The organism is Ruegeria sp. SCSIO 43209, assembly GCF_019904295.1.
GTDB lineage: Bacteria > Pseudomonadota > Alphaproteobacteria > Rhodobacterales > Rhodobacteraceae > Ruegeria.
Genome location: NZ_CP065359.1, coordinates 3,122,976 through 3,139,807 on the forward strand (window position 1 = coordinate 3,122,976; position 16,832 = coordinate 3,139,807).

Below are 16,832 nucleotides of genomic sequence, written 5' to 3' on the forward strand. Positions count from 1 at the left end.
ATCCTTCTTTGGTTGTCGGCCTCGCGGGCATGTATTAGGTGCGTTTATGGGCGATGAGCAAACCGGGGGCAAGGGCCACATGTCCGATGCGGCAATCACAATCAGATCACTGCGCAAGACCTATCGCGGCGGCAAGGGCCAGCCCGAGAAACAGGCTTTGAAAGGGATCGACCTGACGGTACCGCAGGGGTCCGTTTTCGGTCTGCTTGGCCCGAATGGAGCCGGCAAATCCACCCTGATCAACATTCTGGCGGGGCTGGTGGTCAAAACGTCTGGCAGCGTCTCGATCTGGGGCTTCGACCAGGATCAAAACCCGCGCCAATCCCGCGCCGCCATCGGCGTGATGCCTCAGGAATTGAACCTTGATCCGTTCTTTACACCTCGAGGCGCATTAGAAGTTCAGGCCGGGCTGTACGGTGTTCCCAAGTCTGATCGGCGAAGCGATGAGATCCTCGACCTCGTTGGCCTTGCCGACAAGGCCGAGGCCTATGCGCGCACGCTCTCGGGCGGAATGCGGCGGCGTCTGCTGCTGGCCAAAGCGCTGGTGCACCATCCCAAGATTCTGGTGCTCGACGAACCCACGGCGGGTGTGGATATTGAACTGCGACAGATGCTTTGGGCCAATGTGCGCAAGCTGAACGAACAGGGCATGACCATCATCCTGACCACGCACTATCTGGAAGAAGCGCAAGAGATGTGTGACGAGATCGCCATTATCAATCACGGCGAAAAGATCGCACAAGACAGCACGGCCAATCTGCTGGGCCGCATGGACAGCCGAACCATGGTGATCGTGCCGGATAGCCCCATACAGACTCTGCCTGTAGCGGATAACGTGATTGCAGCGCAACGTGAGAACGGCGACCTTGTGCTGCAATACCACAGCAACCTAACTACAGCCGAGCAGGTGCTGGAATCTGTACGTCAGGCCGATATTCGCATCCAGGACGTCCGCACTGAAGAAGCTGATCTTGAGGATGTGTTCCTTGCGTTGACCTCCAGTCGGGTCGACGACGCAACTGTCAACGACCCGAACCAACCACATCGGGGGATGCACCGCGTCAAGCTTTAGACACGATCGATCCGTGCGTGATAACAGTTGTTCAGAGCAGATCGGATGTGGATGTAAGCGACATCAGCGCGGGAGAAGATTTTTTCAGCCGCCTCATGCAACTGCGCCTGTGGGGTGATGATCCCGGTTCCATAGACAATTCGGTCGTCCGGACCATACCCTTTGATCAGGTAGTTGGGCGAGTCGGTCAACGCCTCGGGCAGCACATCCTCACTTTCATAGCGTGCGCAGGGGTCGGCACAAAGGAAGATCGGTCCAGTCTCTGCATAAGGCTGCGTTTCCGGGAAGGGTCGGTGCGCCAACACCAGCATCTCTTTGCCTTCCGGTATGTATTTCAAACAATGACGGCATGGGTTGCCCGCCCCATTGGAAATCGCACGCTCTGGTGGGTTTCCATATCCATCCGGCGCACCGGCGCGATATGCCTGAACCTGCTGTGTTGGTAGGGCTGAAATTCCGTGCATGATGTTTCTCCTTGATTTGAGATGATCATGGCAATCGCTTGTTTTGGACTCGACCCGTTTCCTGCGTATTGCAAAATCTGCAACCCTGCCTGCAAAAGAATGTTAGCGGTAAAATAAGGGCTACCCGTCAGACCAATTTGGGTCTAAGCAAACATCAAACACCCCAAACGATCCATCTATGATTGAGGCTTTTGTCATGAGCGCTCAGAACTCCACCCTTCGTGGGCTTGCCTTTGCGTTCTTAGGCTTTGCCGTCTTCGCGACGCATGACGTGCTGATCAAGGTGCTGGGTGGCACCTATTCGGTTTTGCAGATCATCTTCTTTGCGACGCTGTTTTCCTTTGTCCCTATGGCAGTAACAATTCTAGCCGATCGGACCACTGGGAATTTCCTGCCGCGGCATCCGTGGTTGGTGCTGTTGCGATCAGCGACGATGATCATGGCCATGTCTTGTGCCTTCTACGCTTTTTCGGTGCTGCCGCTGGCCGAAGTCTATTCCCTGCTATTTTCCTTTCCGCTGATCGTAACTGTTCTGTCGATTCCGATTCTGGGTGAGGTGGTCCGTGCCCAAAGGTGGGCGGCCGTGGGCGTCGGCCTGATCGGCGTCCTGATCGTCCTGCGCCCTGGCGCGACCGAAATCACCCTGGGCCATTTAGCGGCCTTGGCAGCAGCCTTCTGCAGCGCATTTGCTTCGGTTCTTGTCCGCAAAATCGGGAATGAAGAACGCTCTGCCGTCCTGATCCTTTATCCTATGCTGCTGGCCATCGCCGTCATGAGCGTCGCCCAACCGGCAGTTTATCAACCACCAACATTGCTGCATCTGGCGATGATGGCGTTTGTCGGGGTGTTCTCGGTAATCGCACAGCACCTGATCATCCTTGCTTATCGCGCCGCCCCCGCCGGCGTCATTGCCCCTAGTCAATACAGCCAGATCATCTGGGCCACGATCTTCGGCGTGATTTTCTTTGGCGAGCACCCGGATATCTGGGTCGCCGTTGGCGCAAGTATCATCATCGCATCAGGTGTTTTCGTGGTTTGGCGAGAGAGCCGATCAAACACTACCTCTGCTAATACGCCTGTGCTGCGCGTCAGGTCGCCCCGGTCAGATACTGGAGCGACGAGGCCCGGAGAATAAGAAACGGCGCGCATTGCAGCGCGCCGTGCAATCCATTTCAGCCCTTATTGAGCCTTAGTAGACGACCACTGATCGGATACTCTCGCCCTTATGCATCAGGTCGAAACCGTGGTTGATGTCATCCAGGCCCATGGTGTGGGTAATCATGGGGTCGATCTCGATCTTCCCGTCCATGTACCAATCCACGATTTTCGGGACGTCGGTGCGTCCACGCGCTCCGCCAAACGCGGTGCCACGCCATGAGCGGCCAGTAACCAGTTGGAACGGTCGAGTCGAGATTTCAGCGCCCGCAGGTGCCACACCGATGATGATCGATTCACCCCAGCCCTTGTGAGCCGATTCCAGTGCCGCTCGCATTACGCCGACATTGCCTGTGGCGTCAAAGGTATAATCCGCGCCGCCCTTGGTCAGGTTGACCAGATACGGCACCAGATCACCTTCGACCTCAGAGGGGTTCACGAAATCGGTCATGCCGAACTTGGTCGCCATTTCCACCTTGGCTGGATTCAAATCAACGCCCACGATCTGATCCGCGCCAGCCAGACGCAGGCCCTGAATCACGTTCAGGCCGATACCGCCCAAGCCGAACACGATGGCACGGCTGCCAATTTCTACCTTGGCAGTGTTGATCACCGCGCCAATTCCGGTGGTCACGCCGCAGCCGATATAGCAGATCTTGTCAAAGGGCGCGTCCTCACGCACTTTGGCGAGCGCGATTTCAGGCAGAACCGTATGGTTCGAGAAGGTCGAGCAGCCCATGTAGTGCAGGATCGGATCGCCATCCAACGTAGAAAAACGCGAGGTGCCATCCGGCATGAGGCCCTGGCCTTGGGTTTCGCGAATTGCCTGGCACAGGTTGGTCTTGGGATGCAGGCAGTATTCGCACTCACGGCACTCGGGCGTATAGAGCGGGATGACGTGATCGCCGGGTTTCAGGCTGGTTACACCCGGGCCGACCTCAAGCACGACACCTGCGCCTTCATGGCCCAGAATGGCGGGAAACAAGCCTTCAGGGTCGGCGCCCGACAGGGTGAATTCATCGGTATGGCAAATGCCTGTCGCCTTGATCTCGACCAGAACCTCGCCCGCTTTGGGGCCTTCAAGGTTTACGTCCATCACTTCCAAAGGTTTGCCTGCCTGAACGGCGACGGCGGCACGGGTACGCATGGTGCTTGTCTCCCTGTCTGTTTTGCCCGACCCTGCGTCAAATACAGGGTTTTTTCAACTGCGCTTTCATGACAGGTTGGCTAAATCTTTGATATTTCAGAAACGACATCACCAGAAAGCCCTGCGCCAATGTACCGTTTATTTCCGATCCTAATTCTTCTGACCGCATGTTCTGAGACCTCTGCACCGCAGGACGCGGCGCTTGAACTAGAGGAGGCACCGGTTGATCTTGCATTTTGCAAGGGAGAACCGTTTGCGAACACCATTGGTGAGCCGGTTTCAACCATACAAGCCCAACTGCCTGAACGGTCGCGCGTTCTGGGCCCGGATGATATTGCCACGCAGGATTATCGCATCGACCGGCTGAACGTTTATGTGAACGGCGCAGGCACAATTCAGAGGCTTACTTGCGGATAGCGTCACTTTCCCCGGTACACCAGAATATCGGGCAAATAATCGATCAGGCGCACAACCCATGAGAACGGTGCCGGGAAATCGGTTCGAAACCGGCGACGGGACATGGCGCGCAATACGCGATCGGCCGCATCTTCGGGTGTCATCAGCATCGGCATTTTGAAACTGTTCTTGTCGGTCAGACGGGTCTTGATGAACCCCGGATTGACAATGCGCACCGTCACGCCTGACCCTGCCAGATCGTGCCGCATGGTCTCAGCCAGCGAGATCAGCGCAGCCTTGCTGGCCCCGTACGAGATCGCATTGGGAAGCCCATGATACCCGGCAAGCGACCCGATCAGCGTGATATCACCACTGCCTGAGCCCACAAATCCTGGGACGGTTTCACCCAACACCCGAAGCGCACCGGAATAGTTCACATCGCTTATCGCCAAAGCGGCATCGGTGTCCCAATCTGACGTACTGATCGGCTCATAGGCGCCTGCGTTGTAGACAAGCGCGTCAATTGAGCCAGCCTCCACCACAGCGCGGCGCACAGTGTCGAGATCAGTCACATCCATCGGTACAGCACGTGCATTAGGCAAGGTGCCACAGATTTCATCCAATCGCTCGGCATTGCGAGCAGAAAGGATCAAATGCGCGCCTTCGCGGCTCAGCTTTTCGGCCAAGCAACGGCCCAGCCCTTCGCTGGCGCCAATGATCCAATAGGTTTTTCCGTCAAAACTGCTCATGCGTAAGTCTTTTTTCGTACTACTAGGTCGAATACGTTCTGACAGCAGCAATGGATCACGCCCAGCGCTCGTAGCATTCGGCCAGATAACACTACATAGCGCGTCGGAAAAAAACTTCTAATGCGGTTGATCCAAAGGCTCATTCCCTGCGTATCTTGTTGTAAATACCGAATAACGAGGATGGAATGTTCGACGAAACCCGGGGCGTACGCAAGAAAATCGCAGTCATAGGCGCAGGCATTTCAGGTCTCTCCGCAGCTTATTACCTTTCCGAAGACAACGATATAACCTTGTTCGAGGCTGAGCCCCGACTGGGCGGCCACGCCCGCACGGTGATGGCCGGAAAGAACGGAGATCAGCCGGTAGATACCGGTTTCATCGTCTTCAACTATGTCACATACCCCTATTTGACCCGGCTGTTTGATGAGCTGAACGTGCCGGTCACCAAAAGTGAGATGAGCTTTGGTGCAACTATCGACAATGGCCGCATCGAATATGGGTTGAACAATCTGCGCACTTTGACCGCGCAGAAACGCAACCTCGCGCGTCCAGCCTATTACAAGATGATCGCCGATATCCTGCGGTTTGGCAAAGAGGCCCCCGAAGCCGCGCAGGACGACGACACCACGATCGGTGAGCTTGTGGATCAACTGCGTCTCGGCCACTGGTTCCGGCACAATTATCTGATGCCGATGTGCGGCGCGATCTGGTCAACTCCGGTCGAGTTCGTCGATCAGTTCCCAGCCCGCTCGCTGGTGCAGTTCTTCCGCAATCACGCGTTACTGGCCTCGGGCCGTGCCAATCAGCACCAGTGGTACACCGTGAAAGGCGGCAGCATCGAATATGTCCGCCGGATCGAGGCCGCTCTGCGTACGCGGGGGGCCGACATTCGTGTGGCCTCGCTCGTTCAGCGGATCGAACGGCACGATCTGGGTGTCACGGTGCATGCCGGCGGCGACGCTGATCTGTTTGATGAGATCATCCTGGCCACCCACTCCGATCAGTCCCTCGCCATTCTGGGTGATGCAGCGACCGAAGCGGAAAAAGCGGCGCTCGGCGCGATTAGATATCAACCGAACAAAGCTATCCTGCACTGTGATCCCCGCCAAATGCCCAGGCGGCGTGCTTGCTGGTCCAGTTGGACCTATCGATCGCAAAAGGGCAATGTTGGGGTCACATATTGGATGAATCGGCTTCAGAATATCCCCGACAGTGACCCGCTGTTTGTGACCCTGAACGCCGCCTCAGAGATTCCCGCGGACAAAATCTATGACGAGGTCGAGTTCGCCCATCCGGTGTTCGACAAAGCCGCCCTGCGCGCGCAAGGGCAAATCCGCGAGATGCAGGGACAGAACCGAACCTGGTTTGCCGGGGCGTATAACCGGCATGGTTTCCACGAAGACGGGATTGCTAGCGCAATGCATGTTGTCGAGCGCCTCACCGCCATCCCGCAGAGCATCGGAGCTGACAATGGTATCCCTGAAACGGACCTCGCTGTTTCGGCCAGCGTATAGAACCTGTTGCGCTGCGTTGCTGTCACTGGCGCTGATGGTCCCCGGCGGATTGGCGGCTTCGCCTTTGTCGGATGCAATCAAAGACCCTAAGCTGCGCGGCACCGGGACATTCCGTTTTCTGGGGCTGCCGCTCTATGACGCCAAGCTTTACACGCCCGGCGGTGCCGCATTCAGCTGGAACGAGAATTTCGGCCTACAATTGACCTATCGAAAAAACCTGAAACAAAAAGCGCTGGTCGAGTCGACACTGGAAGAGATGGCCCGACAAGGCAATTCTGCGCCGACGGAAGCCCAATTGCAGGGCTGTTTTCAGGCGGTCAGCAAAGGCGATAGCTATCTGGCCATCGCGCAAGGCCCCAACAGCGTCAGCTTCTGGCGCAACGGAAGCAAAACCTGCACCCTGACATATCCGGGTATTACACGCAGCTTCATGTCAATTTTTCTGGGTAACAATACACGATCCGCCTCGTTCACACAGCAGTTGAAGGGGCAGTGATGCTGTACCCGCGTGTCAGCCTCTATGCGCTGATGCTTGCTGCAGCAGGTATCCCGCTTTACATCCACCTGCCCCGCTTTGCCGCCGTGAATCTCGGTATCGGGCTGGGGGTGATTGGCACCATTCTGCTGGTCATCCGGCTGGTCGACCTGGTGCAAGATCCACTGATTGGCTGGGCCATTGATCGCTGGCCCGGTGGGCAGATGTTATTTGCCGCCGCCGCTGCGCTGGGTCTAGCAATTGGATTTCCATTGCTGTTTGGTTTGCCAGAAGCGGTAAGTATCGCCGCATTAGTGTCTATTCTGATCCTGTTATTCTCGGCCTACAGCCTTGGGACCATCTTGCTTTACGGCCGCAGCGCCACGCTGGCGAAACATGCTAGCGCGAAGGAACTGATGACACTGGCCGCCTTCCGCGAAGGTGGACAACTGACCGGAGTTATCATAGCAGCCGCAGCACCCGCTGTGTTCGTGGCGCTTGGCGCAGCCGCGCAAGGGTATCCGGCCTTTGGAATGTTTCTCGGGCTTCTGAGCGTTGTGACTCTGGCTGTTACGCTGCCAATGTGGCGACGCACGCCGATCACCGGTCAAGGGCTGTCCTTTGCAGGCCTAGGACAGGCTGGGGCTTTACGTCTGCTTGCCCTTGCGTTGGTCAACAGCCTGCCCGTCGCCATCACCTCGACCCTGTTTCTGTTCTTTGTTGAAGATCGGCTGCAACTGCCAGGCAAAGCGGGGCCATTGCTGATCCTGTTCTTCCTCAGCGCCGGGCTCAGCGTTCCGTTCTGGGCCAGGCTCAGCAATCGGATTGGCCCGAAACAGACTCTGATGATCGCCATGCCGCTGGCCATTCTCGGCTTTGTCGGGGCCGCTCTTCTAGCCCCTGGGAATCTCATTGGTTTCGCCATCATATGCCTCGCATCCGGCGCGGCGCTTGGGGCGGACATGGTTGTCCTGCCTGCAATGTTCTCGGTCGTTCTGACCCGGGCCGGGCTGAACGCATCTGCTGCGTTCGGCATCTGGTCATTCGCAGGTAAGCTGGGTCTAGCTCTGGCCGCCTTTTTCACACTGCCGCTACTGGAACGCAGCGGCTTTACACCTGGACAGGCCAATTCTGCCGAGGCTTTGAATACACTCACCCTCGCCTATGCGGTGCTGCCCTGCATCTTGAAACTCGGAGCGTTTGGCATGGTCCTGACCCTCCCGACAGAGGTCTCTGCCAAATGAAAACGCTCCTGATCTGTCTGCTTGCGATTTTTGCGCTGTTTGCTGTGAAGAACCGGTTCCTCAGTTTCCGCTCGCAATCACCCTCCGACTACAGCGGAACCGGACCTGAGTTTTCACTCAAAAAGAACCTGAATGGCGAAATCCTGTCCGAAGGATTGATCTATGGCCCGAATGGCAAGATGTCGAACAGCTTTGTCGCGCGTATGGTGGGCGAATGGGACGGCAACACCGGTACGCTGTCCGAGTATTTCACCTATTCCAACGGCAAACAGATGACCCGCAAATGGCATCTGACGTTGGGCACGGGCAACACTTTCACCGCAACAGCGGACGATATTGTCGGCGAGGGAAAAGGCGTGATTTCGGGCTCAACCGTCAAGCTGACCTATCGCATCATCCTGCCCGAGGACGCGGGCGGGCATACACTGGATGTGACCGACTGGATGTATCTGACGGAGAACGGTGTAATCATGAACCGGTCCGAGATGCGAAAATTCGGGATCAAGGTGGCCGAGCTGGTCGCCACGATGCGCCCTGCGCCTGAAGTGAAATCCGCCCATCTGCATGGCGCAAACGGCCACGATACAGACTCTGAGCTGAGGGTTTTGCAATGATCGCCCGCCGTACCCTTATTGCAGGTATCGCGATCGCGGGGTTGGCCATCCTCGCCGCATGCTCGGCCAAACCGCGTATACCAAAATCGTTTCTGTCAGATCGTCAGCTGAACCTTGAAGAGTTCTTCGAAGGTAAGACTGTCGCTTATGGTCAGTTTCAGGATGTACTAGGTAATGTCCCGCGTCGCTTCCAGGTCGATATTGACGGCACATGGGACGGAGAGACTCTGACGCTTGTCGAAGATTTCGTCTATGACGATGGTGCGACCGAACAACGGATCTGGACCCTGACCAAGACCGGCGATGACACCTGGACCGGCACCGCTCCCGGTGTGCTGGGCACAGCCAGTGGGGTCGAAAGGGGCGATACGTTTAACTGGAAGTACAAAATCGACCTGCCCGTCAAAGACGGCACCATGCGTGTCAATTTTGATGACTGGATGTGGTTGTTGTCGGATGACCGGTTATTGAACCGAGCCTATGTTTCGCGTTTTGGCGTAAGGCTGGGTGAAGTCATATTGTACTTCGAGAAGAAGTAGTCACCCCGCCAGCACAGCCAGCGGGGCAAAAAAGTATCAGACGGTTCCGCCCAGACTGCCTTCAAGCTCGACCATCTCCTGACCACCGGCCATCAGGTCCTGCAGCTCTTCAGGGGTGATCTGGCCACGCTGCGCCGTACCCAGCGTTTGACCGCGGTTGAGTACCGTGAACCGGTCCCCCACTGCCAACGCATGGCGGACGTTATGAGTAATAAAGACCACCGCGATCCCCTGCTTGCGCACCTTGTCGATGGTCGCCAGAACGTTGGCTGTTTGGCGCACCCCAAGGGCCGAGGTCGGTTCATCCAAGATCAGAACCTTCGCCCCGAAATGCACCGCCCGCGCGATGGCGACGGTCTGGCGTTCACCACCTGACAGCGTGCCCACCGCCTGATCAGGGCCGCGCAGGTTGATCCCCATTTTCTTCATCTCTTCCATCGTGACCTTGTTGGCATAGTCATGATCAAAGAAGTGAAGAGGTCCGACCTTCTTTACCGGCTCATTGCCCATGAAGAAGTTGCGCGAGACCGACATCAACGGGATCATGGCCAGATGCTGGTGCACGGTTGCGATCCCGGCCTCGATGGCATCACGCGGGTCGGCGAAATGCATGGGGTGGCCTTCGAACAGGATTTCTCCGTGGGTGGGCTGGTGCACGCCCGACATGGTTTTGATGAAGGTCGACTTGCCCGCACCGTTGTCGCCGAGAAGGCAGTGACATTCACCGGGAAACACGTCCACCGAGACACCCGCCAGCGCGATCACGCTGCCGAAGTGCTTTTCGATGTTTTTCATCTGGATGATGGGTTCATGTTCGGGATTCATATCAACGCTCTCCCGTGATGATGCGGCGAATATAGGTGTTGAGGATCACAGCCCCCAGCAGGATCACCCCAAGGAAGACCCGGAACAGCGAGCTTTCGACACCGGCAAAGAACAACCCCTGTTGCACCACCCCAAAGATCAGCGCGCCCAGCGCCGCGCCCAGTACCGAGCCGTATCCTCCGGTCAGAAGCGCGCCGCCGATGACCACGGCGATGATCGCCTCGAACTCTTTCAGCAAACCCCGGTCAGCACCAGCCGATCCGAACTCCATCACCTGACAGACGGCAAAGACGGTGGCGCAGAAGGCCGTGAACATAAACATCAGAATCTTGACCCGGTTCACAGGCACACCCGAGTTGCGCGCCGCCTCAGCATCCCCGCCCGAGGCGAAGATCCAGTTGCCGAACCGCGTTTTGGTCAGCAGCACGTGTCCAAAGATGATCAGTGCGATCGCCCAGACGATCAGCATTGGAATACCATCCACAACTGGCTGACCGGCGCGGGTGCCACGCTCGAATACGGCGATAATCCCGGCATCCCCGAGCCATTGGAACAATCCCTGCAAAATTTTACCACCAAAGATCGGCGCCAGCCAATCGCCTTCGGCTGCGTCTTTCACACCGCCGATAATAGTTTTGCGCTCGATCACCTGCGGCAGGAAGATGGTAAAGCCGCGCAAGATGAACAGAAAGGCCAGCGTTACGATAAAGCTTGGCAAACCAGTCCGGATCACGATCCAACCATTCAGCGCGCCGATTGCCACCGCCATTGCAAACGTGACGAGAATTGCCATCCAGACCGGCCACGCGAGCGTGACCGAAAAAATTGCGATCATCATGCCCGAAAAGCCGATCATCGACCCGACTGACAGGTCAAACTCACCCGCGATCATCAGAAGGCAGGCACCCACGGCGATGATCATGAACTGCGCCGAGACAACCGACCAGTTCATCATGCCCTGTGCGTTGAACATGCCGCTGTCAAAAGCGAACAAAAGAAAGAAGGTGAAGACGGCAACGGTGCCAACCATCCCGCCAAGTTCAGGCCGGATCAAGGCTTTGCGCAGCGGCGATATTTCTTTAATCCGTTCGTCGGTTACAGCCGTGTTTTGAGCAGACTCGCTCATTAGAACGCCCCTCCGAGTTAAGCAGTGATTTTGCGTCAGATAGTTGTTGGCGGGCGCCGCTTTGGCGGGGCGCCCGCGCTGTAAGAATCAGCGGTACTCGCCAGCAAATTCTTCGATCTTGGTCAGACCATCAGCAGTTACGAAGCCGGGACCCGAATTGATGTTGTTGCCCGGCAAAACGCCATAGCGGTGGTAGTTGGTCATCACAACAACCGGCAGGTAAGCCTGCAGGAAGGGCTGCTGATCAATTCCCCACTGGATCACGCCAGACTTGATGCCTTTGACAATCTCACCACCCAGATCGAAGGTGCCGAAATAGATGTCACCGGCCATACCATTTTCTTCCAGCGCCAGAATTGTCGGATCAGCCGAGGTTGGACCCAGTGTCAGAACCGCATCAGTATCCGGGTTCGCCGACAGATAGGCCAGCACGCGGTTCTTGATCTCGGCTGGGTCCTGGCCGGCGTCGATCATCTGATCCCCCAGTTCAATGCCCAAGCCGTCTGCAAAGCCCTGACAACGTTCCTGGCTTGAGGGCTGAACGATATAGTGGTTCACACAAAGGAACGAGCCGATGCCGTCACCCTTGGCGCGCTGGCCTGCAGCAAATCCGGCATCATATTCGGGCTGACCCACATACATCAGGGCACCAACTTCCCGGGCCTGATCCGGCGTACCAGTGTTCATGATGATCACATCAACGCCCGCATCGACCGCCGATTTGATCGGTCCGCTCAGCACATCATAATCCGCCAACGTGGTAATGATCCCGTTCGGACCCGAAGCAGCCGCCTGATCGATAATCCGCGCCATATCGGCAAGGTCGCCAGTGGGCGGATTGCGGTATTCGACTTCGACACCCATCTGGTCGCCTGCCAGCGCGATGCCGTTCTTGATCGTGTTCCACCAGCTATCGCTGTCTGGCGCGTGGCTGACCAGAATGTATTTCTCACCTTCCGCCGCAGCGCCCGTGGCTGCGATCAGAGGCGTCGCAGCTACCGCCGCCGCCAGCGCCAACTTCTTCGTCAGTGAAGTCATGATGTCCTCCCAAAACTCATGTTATCGCGGATTGAGGCAGTCCTTCGCACCTCTCCGACTCGAGTTAGAGCATATCTGTCAAAATTTTGCAACCGGTTGCAAACGGTGTCAGATGTGTTTCATACTGTATCTGCCAAAGAATACAGGTAAAAGGACTGCCACTAAACGCAGGAAGGTCAGACGGATCATGGCTGTCACATTGAAAGAGGTTGCAGAACGCGCCGGCGTTTCACGCTCGGCGGTGTCGCGCACTTTCACCGATGGGGCCTCGGTTTCCGACAAGATGCGCCGAAAAGTCGAGAAGGCCGCGCGTGAGCTGGGATACAGCCCAAATGCACTGGCTTCATCTCTGACCACAGGCCGAACTAAGCTGATCGGGCTGGTCTCGAACAACTTCCACAACCCGATATTTCTTGAAGTTTTTGACCTCTTTACCCGGGGGCTGCAGGACCGAGGCCTGCGCCCGTTGCTGGTGAATCTGACCGACGAAGTTGAACCCGAAAATTCGGTACGAATGCTGCGCCAATATTCGGTCGATGGCGTTGTCGTAGCGTCGTCGACCTTGCCGCCCGGCTTCGCAAAAGCGTTTCGGGATGCTGGCGTACCAGTGGTGCACAGCTTTGGCCGGTCATCCTCTTCACCGCAGGTTCATGTGGTCGGGATCGACAATGTGGAATGCGGACGCATGGCGGCCCGCGAGCTGGTCGCGCGTGGTTATACGAAAGTAGCCTTTCTAGGCGGGCCCGAGGCGGCGACCTCGACCCAGGATCGCCATGCGGGCTTCATGTCAGAGATGGCCCGGCATCCTAGCATTGATGTGACCTGCTCGTTTGCTGAGGCTTACTCATTCGATGCAGGTCGTCAGGAAATGCTACGCTTGCTCCAATCTGAGCGGGCTGATGCATATTTCTGCGGCGATGACGTGTTGTCCATCGGGGTGTTGTCCGCGATTCTGGATAGTGGCCTAAAGGTGCCCGAAGACATCGGCATCATCGGCCTGAACGACATGGAAATGGCACGGTGGGAGAATATTGATCTCACCACCATCCATCAGCCGATCCGGCAAATCGTGAGTTCTTCGATCGAGCTGATGGTGGCAACCCTGAACGAACCCGACCGATATCCGGAGGCACGGATATTCCCATGCTCGGTGGTGGAACGGGGCACATTGCGCCCCGTATCTGAGAGTTAACGAAACATTGGTGGCCGGGCATCCATCCACGCGCTGCCCTGTTTCGCCGACTCGACCGCTGTATGCACAGCCGCCATCGACCGCACGCCGTCTGCCGCATTGGGCAAGCCGTCGCGGGTTTCCCCGGCAATAGCATCTGCGAGATCGCAATAGATATTCGCAACCGCCAACGGGAACCCTTCGGGATGCGCAATCGCCACCCGGCTGAGTCGTTGCGCGTCTTCATGCAGCCCGCCTTCGCCTTTTTCTATGATCTGCAGGCGACCACCAACAGGCGTGTAGATAAGCTGGTTCGGCTGCTCCGACGCCCATCGAAGACCGCCGGTTTCTCCGAACACCTGAATGTCGAACCCGTGCTGCCGACCGATGGCGACCGAAGAGGTCCACAACCGGCCAACAGCGCCTTTTGTCGTGCGGAAGTTGACCATGGCATCATCTTCAAGTTCACGGCTGCCAATGGTTGAAGCAAAATCTGCAGACAGGGTCTCAACCTCATCATCCGCAATGAATCCGGCCATGTGCATCGCGTGGATACCGCAATCAGCGAACTGCCCGGAAACACCCGCCATCGCAGGATCATAGCGCCAGCGCACGCGTGGATTGTCAGCATCGGTGGCGTCTCCGTGATGGCCGTGACTGAAATTGGTAACGACCAGACGGACTTTGCCGATCTCACCTGCGCGCACCATCGCGCGAGCCTGACGCACCATCGGATAAGCCGAGTAACAGTAGTTTACCGCGCAAATCTTTCCTGATTTCTCGGCGACTTTGACAATCTCTTCGCCCTCTTCCACCGTCATGGTCATGGGCTTTTCGCATAGCACGTTGAACCCGGCCTCAAGATACGCTTTGGTGATCTCGAAATGCGTAGCATTTGGAGTGGCTACAGTGACCAGATCAATCCGATCCTCGCGCCCGCGCTCACCTTCCAGCATCTCGGTCCAGTCGCCGTAGGCTCGGTCTGCCGCGATACCCAATCGTTGGGCGTATTCGCGACCAATGTCAGGCCTGTGATCCAGCGCTCCGGCGGTGAATTGGAAATGCCCGTCCGCCAGCGCCCCCAACCGGTGCGCCGGTCCGATCTGGCTACCTTCGCCGCCTCCGATCATGCCCCATTTCAGCTTGGTCATGGTCTGGACCTCCTTAACTGAAACCAATTGATTCAAGGTATTCACGATTCTTCCGCGCGTCCCCTACAGGATCAGGGTCGAGCGTTGGGTCGCAATCCTGCTCGACCGTGCACCATCCTGTGAAACCTGCGTCCAGCAGCACCTGGCGAACGGTTGGAAAGTCTACGTCGCCTTCACCCAGATTGCAGAAAATCCCCTGCCCGCAAGCATCATAGAAGCCCGTCCGATTGGCAATTACATCCGCTTTCACTGTCGGAGAGATATCCTTGAAGTGCATGTACGAGATCCGATCAACGTAGCGCTTCATGAAGCCGACCGGATCGAACCCGGCATAAGAGTGATGCCCCGTATCGAAGCAAATTTTAAGAAGGCTTTCATCGACCTCGTCCAGCAAACGGATAAGTTCAGGTTCAAAGTCCATGAAGCCCGCAGCATGAGCGTGCATCCCAACGGTCAGCCCGTATTCCTCGGACCCGATCCGCGCGCTTTCAGAAATCCGATCCCGGAACGCCGTCCACTCGGCCTTGTCCATCTGCTCAGCCTCATCGGCGCGACCAGCGGTTGGCGCGCGGCGGGGTGAGATCGCATCGATCAGCACCATGTGCTGCGCCCCATGCGCTTTCAATGCGCGAGCGGTGCGGTGGGTGGCGTCCAGCACGTCTTCCCACGCGTCGGGGTCGTGATAGTTGCGGAACACAACGCCGCCGATCAGTTCAAGATCATGCTCGGCCAGCGCATCGGCCAGCACCGCAGGGTCTTCGGGCATGAAACCCACCGGGCCGAGTTCGATACCCTTATACCCGGCCACAGCGCATTCGCTGAGAACTGTTTTCCAATGCGGATTGCGCGGGTCCTGCGCAAATTCCACGCCCCAGGAACAGGGCGCATTGCCAATTCTGATGCTCATCTTGTCTTGTCTCCGATGCTCAGAAATCTTCGATATTTTTCCAGCTTTCATCCGCTGACGATGCCAATGCCGCAGCGACGACCCGGTTGACCTCATGCCCGTCGTGGAAGGTCGGCCAAACCGGTTTACCTGTCTCGATTGCACGCAAAAAATCGCGTGCTTCGATGATTATCTGGTCCTGATAGCCCGTGCCATGGCCAGGGCCCTGACAGAACGGCTCATAGTCCGGGTGTGCGGGGCCGGTCAGGATCTTACGAAAGCCACGCTCAGCTTCGGGACCCTCCATACGGTAGAGCCACAAAACGTTCTGGTCTTCCTGATCAAAGCGGATCGCACCCTTGGTGCCACTGATCTCATAGGCATAGCCCATCTTGCGCCCCGTCGCGATTCGACTGATATAGATCGATCCCATTGCTCCGTTCGCGAACCGCACCATCATCTGAGCATGGTCGTCATTGTCAACTTCGCCACCCGGGCGGCTATTGTGCACGGTTTCGACCTCGGCCATCACGCGTGAAATCGGGCCGATCAAAGCCAGTGCGGCATTGATCATATGAGGCGCAAGATCACCCATCGTTCCGTTCGACATTCCTGTTGTACGCCAGGTTGCCGGGGCTTGAGGGTGCGCGTAGAAATCTTCGGTATGCTCACCCCGAAACCATGTGATGTCGCCGATCTCTCCTTCGGCTATCAGAGCGCGAGCGTATTGGCTGGCCGGGGTGCGGATATAGTTGAAACCAACCATGTTGGCCAAGCCCGAGGCCTCGGCCGCTGCTGACATCGCTGCACCATCTTCCAGAGACGCGCCCAAAGGCTTTTCACACAGCACCGGTTTGCCCAGCGCAAACGCTGCCTGAGCGATCTCGCGATGTGTTTCGGGAGGCGTGGCGATCACGACGGCCTCGACCTTCGGGTCGTTCACCAGCACACGCCAGTCATCCGTCGAGCGCGCGAATCCATAGGCCTGACGATACCGCTCAGCGCTTTCCGGTGACGAGGCGCACACCATCTCTAACCGTGGTCGCAAGGCCGTGTTGAACACTGCCCCAACCGAGGACATGGCGACCGCATGAGCCTTGCCCATATATCCGCCGCCTAGAATGCCAATGCCGATCTCTGCCATTCCGACGTCCTCCCTCGCTTTTTCTTGAAAACCATTTGCAACCGGTTGCAAAACTTGTATCGTGAGAATAGGACTCTCGCAAGCTGCATTCGGCACTGCATCATAATTTTCCTAAAGGAGCC

At 57.1% G+C, this 16,832-nt stretch carries 18 protein-coding genes; 9 read left to right on the forward strand and 9 right to left on the reverse strand.

The genetic code is table 11. The annotated features are described in order from the left end of the window. Window positions 1-79: 79 nt before the first annotated feature. On the forward strand, window positions 80-1,072 hold the full coding sequence (locus tag I5192_RS15685) for an ABC transporter ATP-binding protein (RefSeq protein ID WP_170395098.1): 993 nt from the start codon (window positions 80-82) through the stop codon (window positions 1,070-1,072). Here the strand turns inward: I5192_RS15685 and I5192_RS15690 are convergent. Continuing rightward, window positions 1,069-1,536: a DUF1203 domain-containing protein gene (locus I5192_RS15690; protein WP_170515231.1), complete on the reverse strand. Its 468-nt coding sequence runs from the start codon at window positions 1,534-1,536 to the stop codon at window positions 1,069-1,071. The two genes, I5192_RS15685 and I5192_RS15690, sit on opposite strands and share 4 nt — an antisense overlap. Before the next feature lie 196 nt (window positions 1,537-1,732). On the opposite strand from I5192_RS15690, the gene I5192_RS15695 reads away from it, so the two are divergent. Then, entirely contained in the window at window positions 1,733-2,671 is a 939-nt protein-coding gene (locus tag I5192_RS15695) for a DMT family transporter (protein ID WP_223117241.1), read from the forward strand. A gap of 54 nt (window positions 2,672-2,725) precedes the next feature. Here the strand turns inward: I5192_RS15695 and I5192_RS15700 are convergent, their stop codons facing one another. Then, on the reverse strand, window positions 2,726-3,838 hold the full coding sequence (locus I5192_RS15700) for an S-(hydroxymethyl)glutathione dehydrogenase/class III alcohol dehydrogenase (RefSeq protein ID WP_170394983.1): 1,113 nt from the start codon (window positions 3,836-3,838) through the stop codon (window positions 2,726-2,728). A gap of 129 nt (window positions 3,839-3,967) precedes the next feature. On the opposite strand from I5192_RS15700, the gene I5192_RS15705 reads away from it, so the two are divergent. After that, a complete protein-coding gene (locus I5192_RS15705) occupies window positions 3,968-4,255 on the forward strand; it encodes an I78 family peptidase inhibitor (protein ID WP_170394986.1) in 288 nt (95 codons plus the stop codon). Window positions 4,256-4,257: 2 nt separating this feature from the next. Here I5192_RS15705 and I5192_RS15710 read toward each other — a convergent pair whose 3' ends face one another. Beyond that, the gene (locus I5192_RS15710; protein WP_223117242.1) at window positions 4,258-4,983 is read right to left on the reverse strand and encodes an SDR family oxidoreductase; all 726 of its coding nucleotides are present in this window, start codon (window positions 4,981-4,983) and stop codon (window positions 4,258-4,260) included. Between the two features lie 185 nt (window positions 4,984-5,168). On the opposite strand from I5192_RS15710, the gene I5192_RS15715 reads away from it, so the two are divergent. The 5 genes from I5192_RS15715 to I5192_RS15735 are packed head-to-tail and all read left to right on the forward strand — an operon-like array spanning window position 5,169 to window position 9,369. After that, window positions 5,169-6,497, forward strand: coding sequence for an NAD(P)/FAD-dependent oxidoreductase (locus I5192_RS15715; RefSeq protein ID WP_223117243.1), 1,329 nt, complete (start codon window positions 5,169-5,171; stop codon window positions 6,495-6,497). Continuing rightward, entirely contained in the window at window positions 6,454-6,993 is a 540-nt protein-coding gene (locus I5192_RS15720; protein WP_223117244.1) for a hypothetical protein, read from the forward strand. The genes I5192_RS15715 and I5192_RS15720 overlap by 44 nt, the downstream gene beginning before the upstream one ends. Continuing rightward, a complete protein-coding gene (locus I5192_RS15725) occupies window positions 6,993-8,216 on the forward strand; it encodes an MFS transporter (RefSeq protein WP_223117245.1) in 1,224 nt (407 codons plus the stop codon). Before I5192_RS15720 ends, I5192_RS15725 begins: the two co-directional genes overlap by 1 nt. Then, window positions 8,213-8,830, forward strand: a complete 618-nt coding sequence (locus I5192_RS15730; RefSeq protein WP_170408586.1) for a DUF3833 domain-containing protein — start codon at window positions 8,213-8,215, stop codon at window positions 8,828-8,830. Before I5192_RS15725 ends, I5192_RS15730 begins: the two co-directional genes overlap by 4 nt. Then, a complete protein-coding gene (locus I5192_RS15735; protein WP_170514209.1) occupies window positions 8,827-9,369 on the forward strand; it encodes a DUF3833 domain-containing protein in 543 nt (180 codons plus the stop codon). The genes I5192_RS15730 and I5192_RS15735 overlap by 4 nt, the downstream gene beginning before the upstream one ends. 36 nt (window positions 9,370-9,405) lie before the next feature. Here I5192_RS15735 and I5192_RS15740 read toward each other — a convergent pair whose 3' ends face one another. The 3 genes from I5192_RS15740 to I5192_RS15750 form a co-directional block, all read right to left on the reverse strand. Continuing rightward, window positions 9,406-10,194 carry an ATP-binding cassette domain-containing protein gene (locus I5192_RS15740; protein ID WP_170395006.1) on the reverse strand — a complete coding sequence of 263 codons (789 nt, stop codon included), beginning with the start codon at window positions 10,192-10,194 and terminating at the stop codon, window positions 9,406-9,408. A gap of 1 nt (window position 10,195) precedes the next feature. Continuing rightward, the gene (locus I5192_RS15745) at window positions 10,196-11,320 is read right to left on the reverse strand and encodes an ABC transporter permease (protein ID WP_170408588.1); all 1,125 of its coding nucleotides are present in this window, start codon (window positions 11,318-11,320) and stop codon (window positions 10,196-10,198) included. 87 nt (window positions 11,321-11,407) lie between these two features. After that, window positions 11,408-12,358, reverse strand: a complete 951-nt coding sequence (locus I5192_RS15750) for a sugar ABC transporter substrate-binding protein (RefSeq protein ID WP_170395010.1) — start codon at window positions 12,356-12,358, stop codon at window positions 11,408-11,410. A 187-nt stretch (window positions 12,359-12,545) separates the two neighbouring features. On the opposite strand from I5192_RS15750, the gene I5192_RS15755 reads away from it, so the two are divergent. Then, entirely contained in the window at window positions 12,546-13,550 is a 1,005-nt protein-coding gene (locus I5192_RS15755; RefSeq protein ID WP_170395012.1) for a LacI family DNA-binding transcriptional regulator, read from the forward strand. Here I5192_RS15755 and I5192_RS15760 read toward each other — a convergent pair. From I5192_RS15760 to I5192_RS15770, 3 genes are read right to left on the reverse strand one after another with little or no spacing between them, the layout of a single operon-like run. Beyond that, a complete protein-coding gene (locus tag I5192_RS15760; protein WP_170514214.1) occupies window positions 13,547-14,680 on the reverse strand; it encodes a Gfo/Idh/MocA family protein in 1,134 nt (377 codons plus the stop codon). The genes I5192_RS15755 and I5192_RS15760 overlap by 4 nt on opposite strands. 13 nt (window positions 14,681-14,693) lie before the next feature. After that, complete coding sequence (locus I5192_RS15765; protein WP_223117246.1) at window positions 14,694-15,587, reverse strand: TIM barrel protein; 894 nt, start codon at window positions 15,585-15,587, stop codon at window positions 14,694-14,696. 19 nt (window positions 15,588-15,606) lie between these two features. Continuing rightward, on the reverse strand, window positions 15,607-16,710 hold the full coding sequence (locus tag I5192_RS15770; protein WP_170395018.1) for a Gfo/Idh/MocA family protein: 1,104 nt from the start codon (window positions 16,708-16,710) through the stop codon (window positions 15,607-15,609). Between the last annotated feature and the right edge of the window lie 122 nt (window positions 16,711-16,832).

What these genes read in the sequence shown, in the direction of transcription:
- I5192_RS15685 (WP_170395098.1), top strand. Translation starts at nt 80, where the DNA reads ATGTCCGATGCGGCAATCACAATCAGATCACTGCGCAAGACCTATCGC.
- I5192_RS15690 (WP_170515231.1), bottom strand. Translation starts at nt 1,536, where the DNA reads ATGCACGGAATTTCAGCCCTACCAACACAGCAGGTTCAGGCATATCGC.
- I5192_RS15695 (WP_223117241.1), top strand. Translation starts at nt 1,733, where the DNA reads ATGAGCGCTCAGAACTCCACCCTTCGTGGGCTTGCCTTTGCGTTCTTA.
- I5192_RS15700 (WP_170394983.1), bottom strand. Translation starts at nt 3,838, where the DNA reads ATGCGTACCCGTGCCGCCGTCGCCGTTCAGGCAGGCAAACCTTTGGAA.
- I5192_RS15705 (WP_170394986.1), top strand. Translation starts at nt 3,968, where the DNA reads ATGTACCGTTTATTTCCGATCCTAATTCTTCTGACCGCATGTTCTGAG.
- I5192_RS15710 (WP_223117242.1), bottom strand. Translation starts at nt 4,983, where the DNA reads ATGAGCAGTTTTGACGGAAAAACCTATTGGATCATTGGCGCCAGCGAA.
- I5192_RS15715 (WP_223117243.1), top strand. Translation starts at nt 5,169, where the DNA reads ATGTTCGACGAAACCCGGGGCGTACGCAAGAAAATCGCAGTCATAGGC.
- I5192_RS15720 (WP_223117244.1), top strand. Translation starts at nt 6,454, where the DNA reads ATGGTATCCCTGAAACGGACCTCGCTGTTTCGGCCAGCGTATAGAACC.
- I5192_RS15725 (WP_223117245.1), top strand. Translation starts at nt 6,993, where the DNA reads ATGCTGTACCCGCGTGTCAGCCTCTATGCGCTGATGCTTGCTGCAGCA.
- I5192_RS15730 (WP_170408586.1), top strand. Translation starts at nt 8,213, where the DNA reads ATGAAAACGCTCCTGATCTGTCTGCTTGCGATTTTTGCGCTGTTTGCT.
- I5192_RS15735 (WP_170514209.1), top strand. Translation starts at nt 8,827, where the DNA reads ATGATCGCCCGCCGTACCCTTATTGCAGGTATCGCGATCGCGGGGTTG.
- I5192_RS15740 (WP_170395006.1), bottom strand. Translation starts at nt 10,194, where the DNA reads ATGAATCCCGAACATGAACCCATCATCCAGATGAAAAACATCGAAAAG.
- I5192_RS15745 (WP_170408588.1), bottom strand. Translation starts at nt 11,320, where the DNA reads ATGAGCGAGTCTGCTCAAAACACGGCTGTAACCGACGAACGGATTAAA.
- I5192_RS15750 (WP_170395010.1), bottom strand. Translation starts at nt 12,358, where the DNA reads ATGACTTCACTGACGAAGAAGTTGGCGCTGGCGGCGGCGGTAGCTGCG.
- I5192_RS15755 (WP_170395012.1), top strand. Translation starts at nt 12,546, where the DNA reads ATGGCTGTCACATTGAAAGAGGTTGCAGAACGCGCCGGCGTTTCACGC.
- I5192_RS15760 (WP_170514214.1), bottom strand. Translation starts at nt 14,680, where the DNA reads ATGACCAAGCTGAAATGGGGCATGATCGGAGGCGGCGAAGGTAGCCAG.
- I5192_RS15765 (WP_223117246.1), bottom strand. Translation starts at nt 15,587, where the DNA reads ATGAGCATCAGAATTGGCAATGCGCCCTGTTCCTGGGGCGTGGAATTT.
- I5192_RS15770 (WP_170395018.1), bottom strand. Translation starts at nt 16,710, where the DNA reads ATGGCAGAGATCGGCATTGGCATTCTAGGCGGCGGATATATGGGCAAG.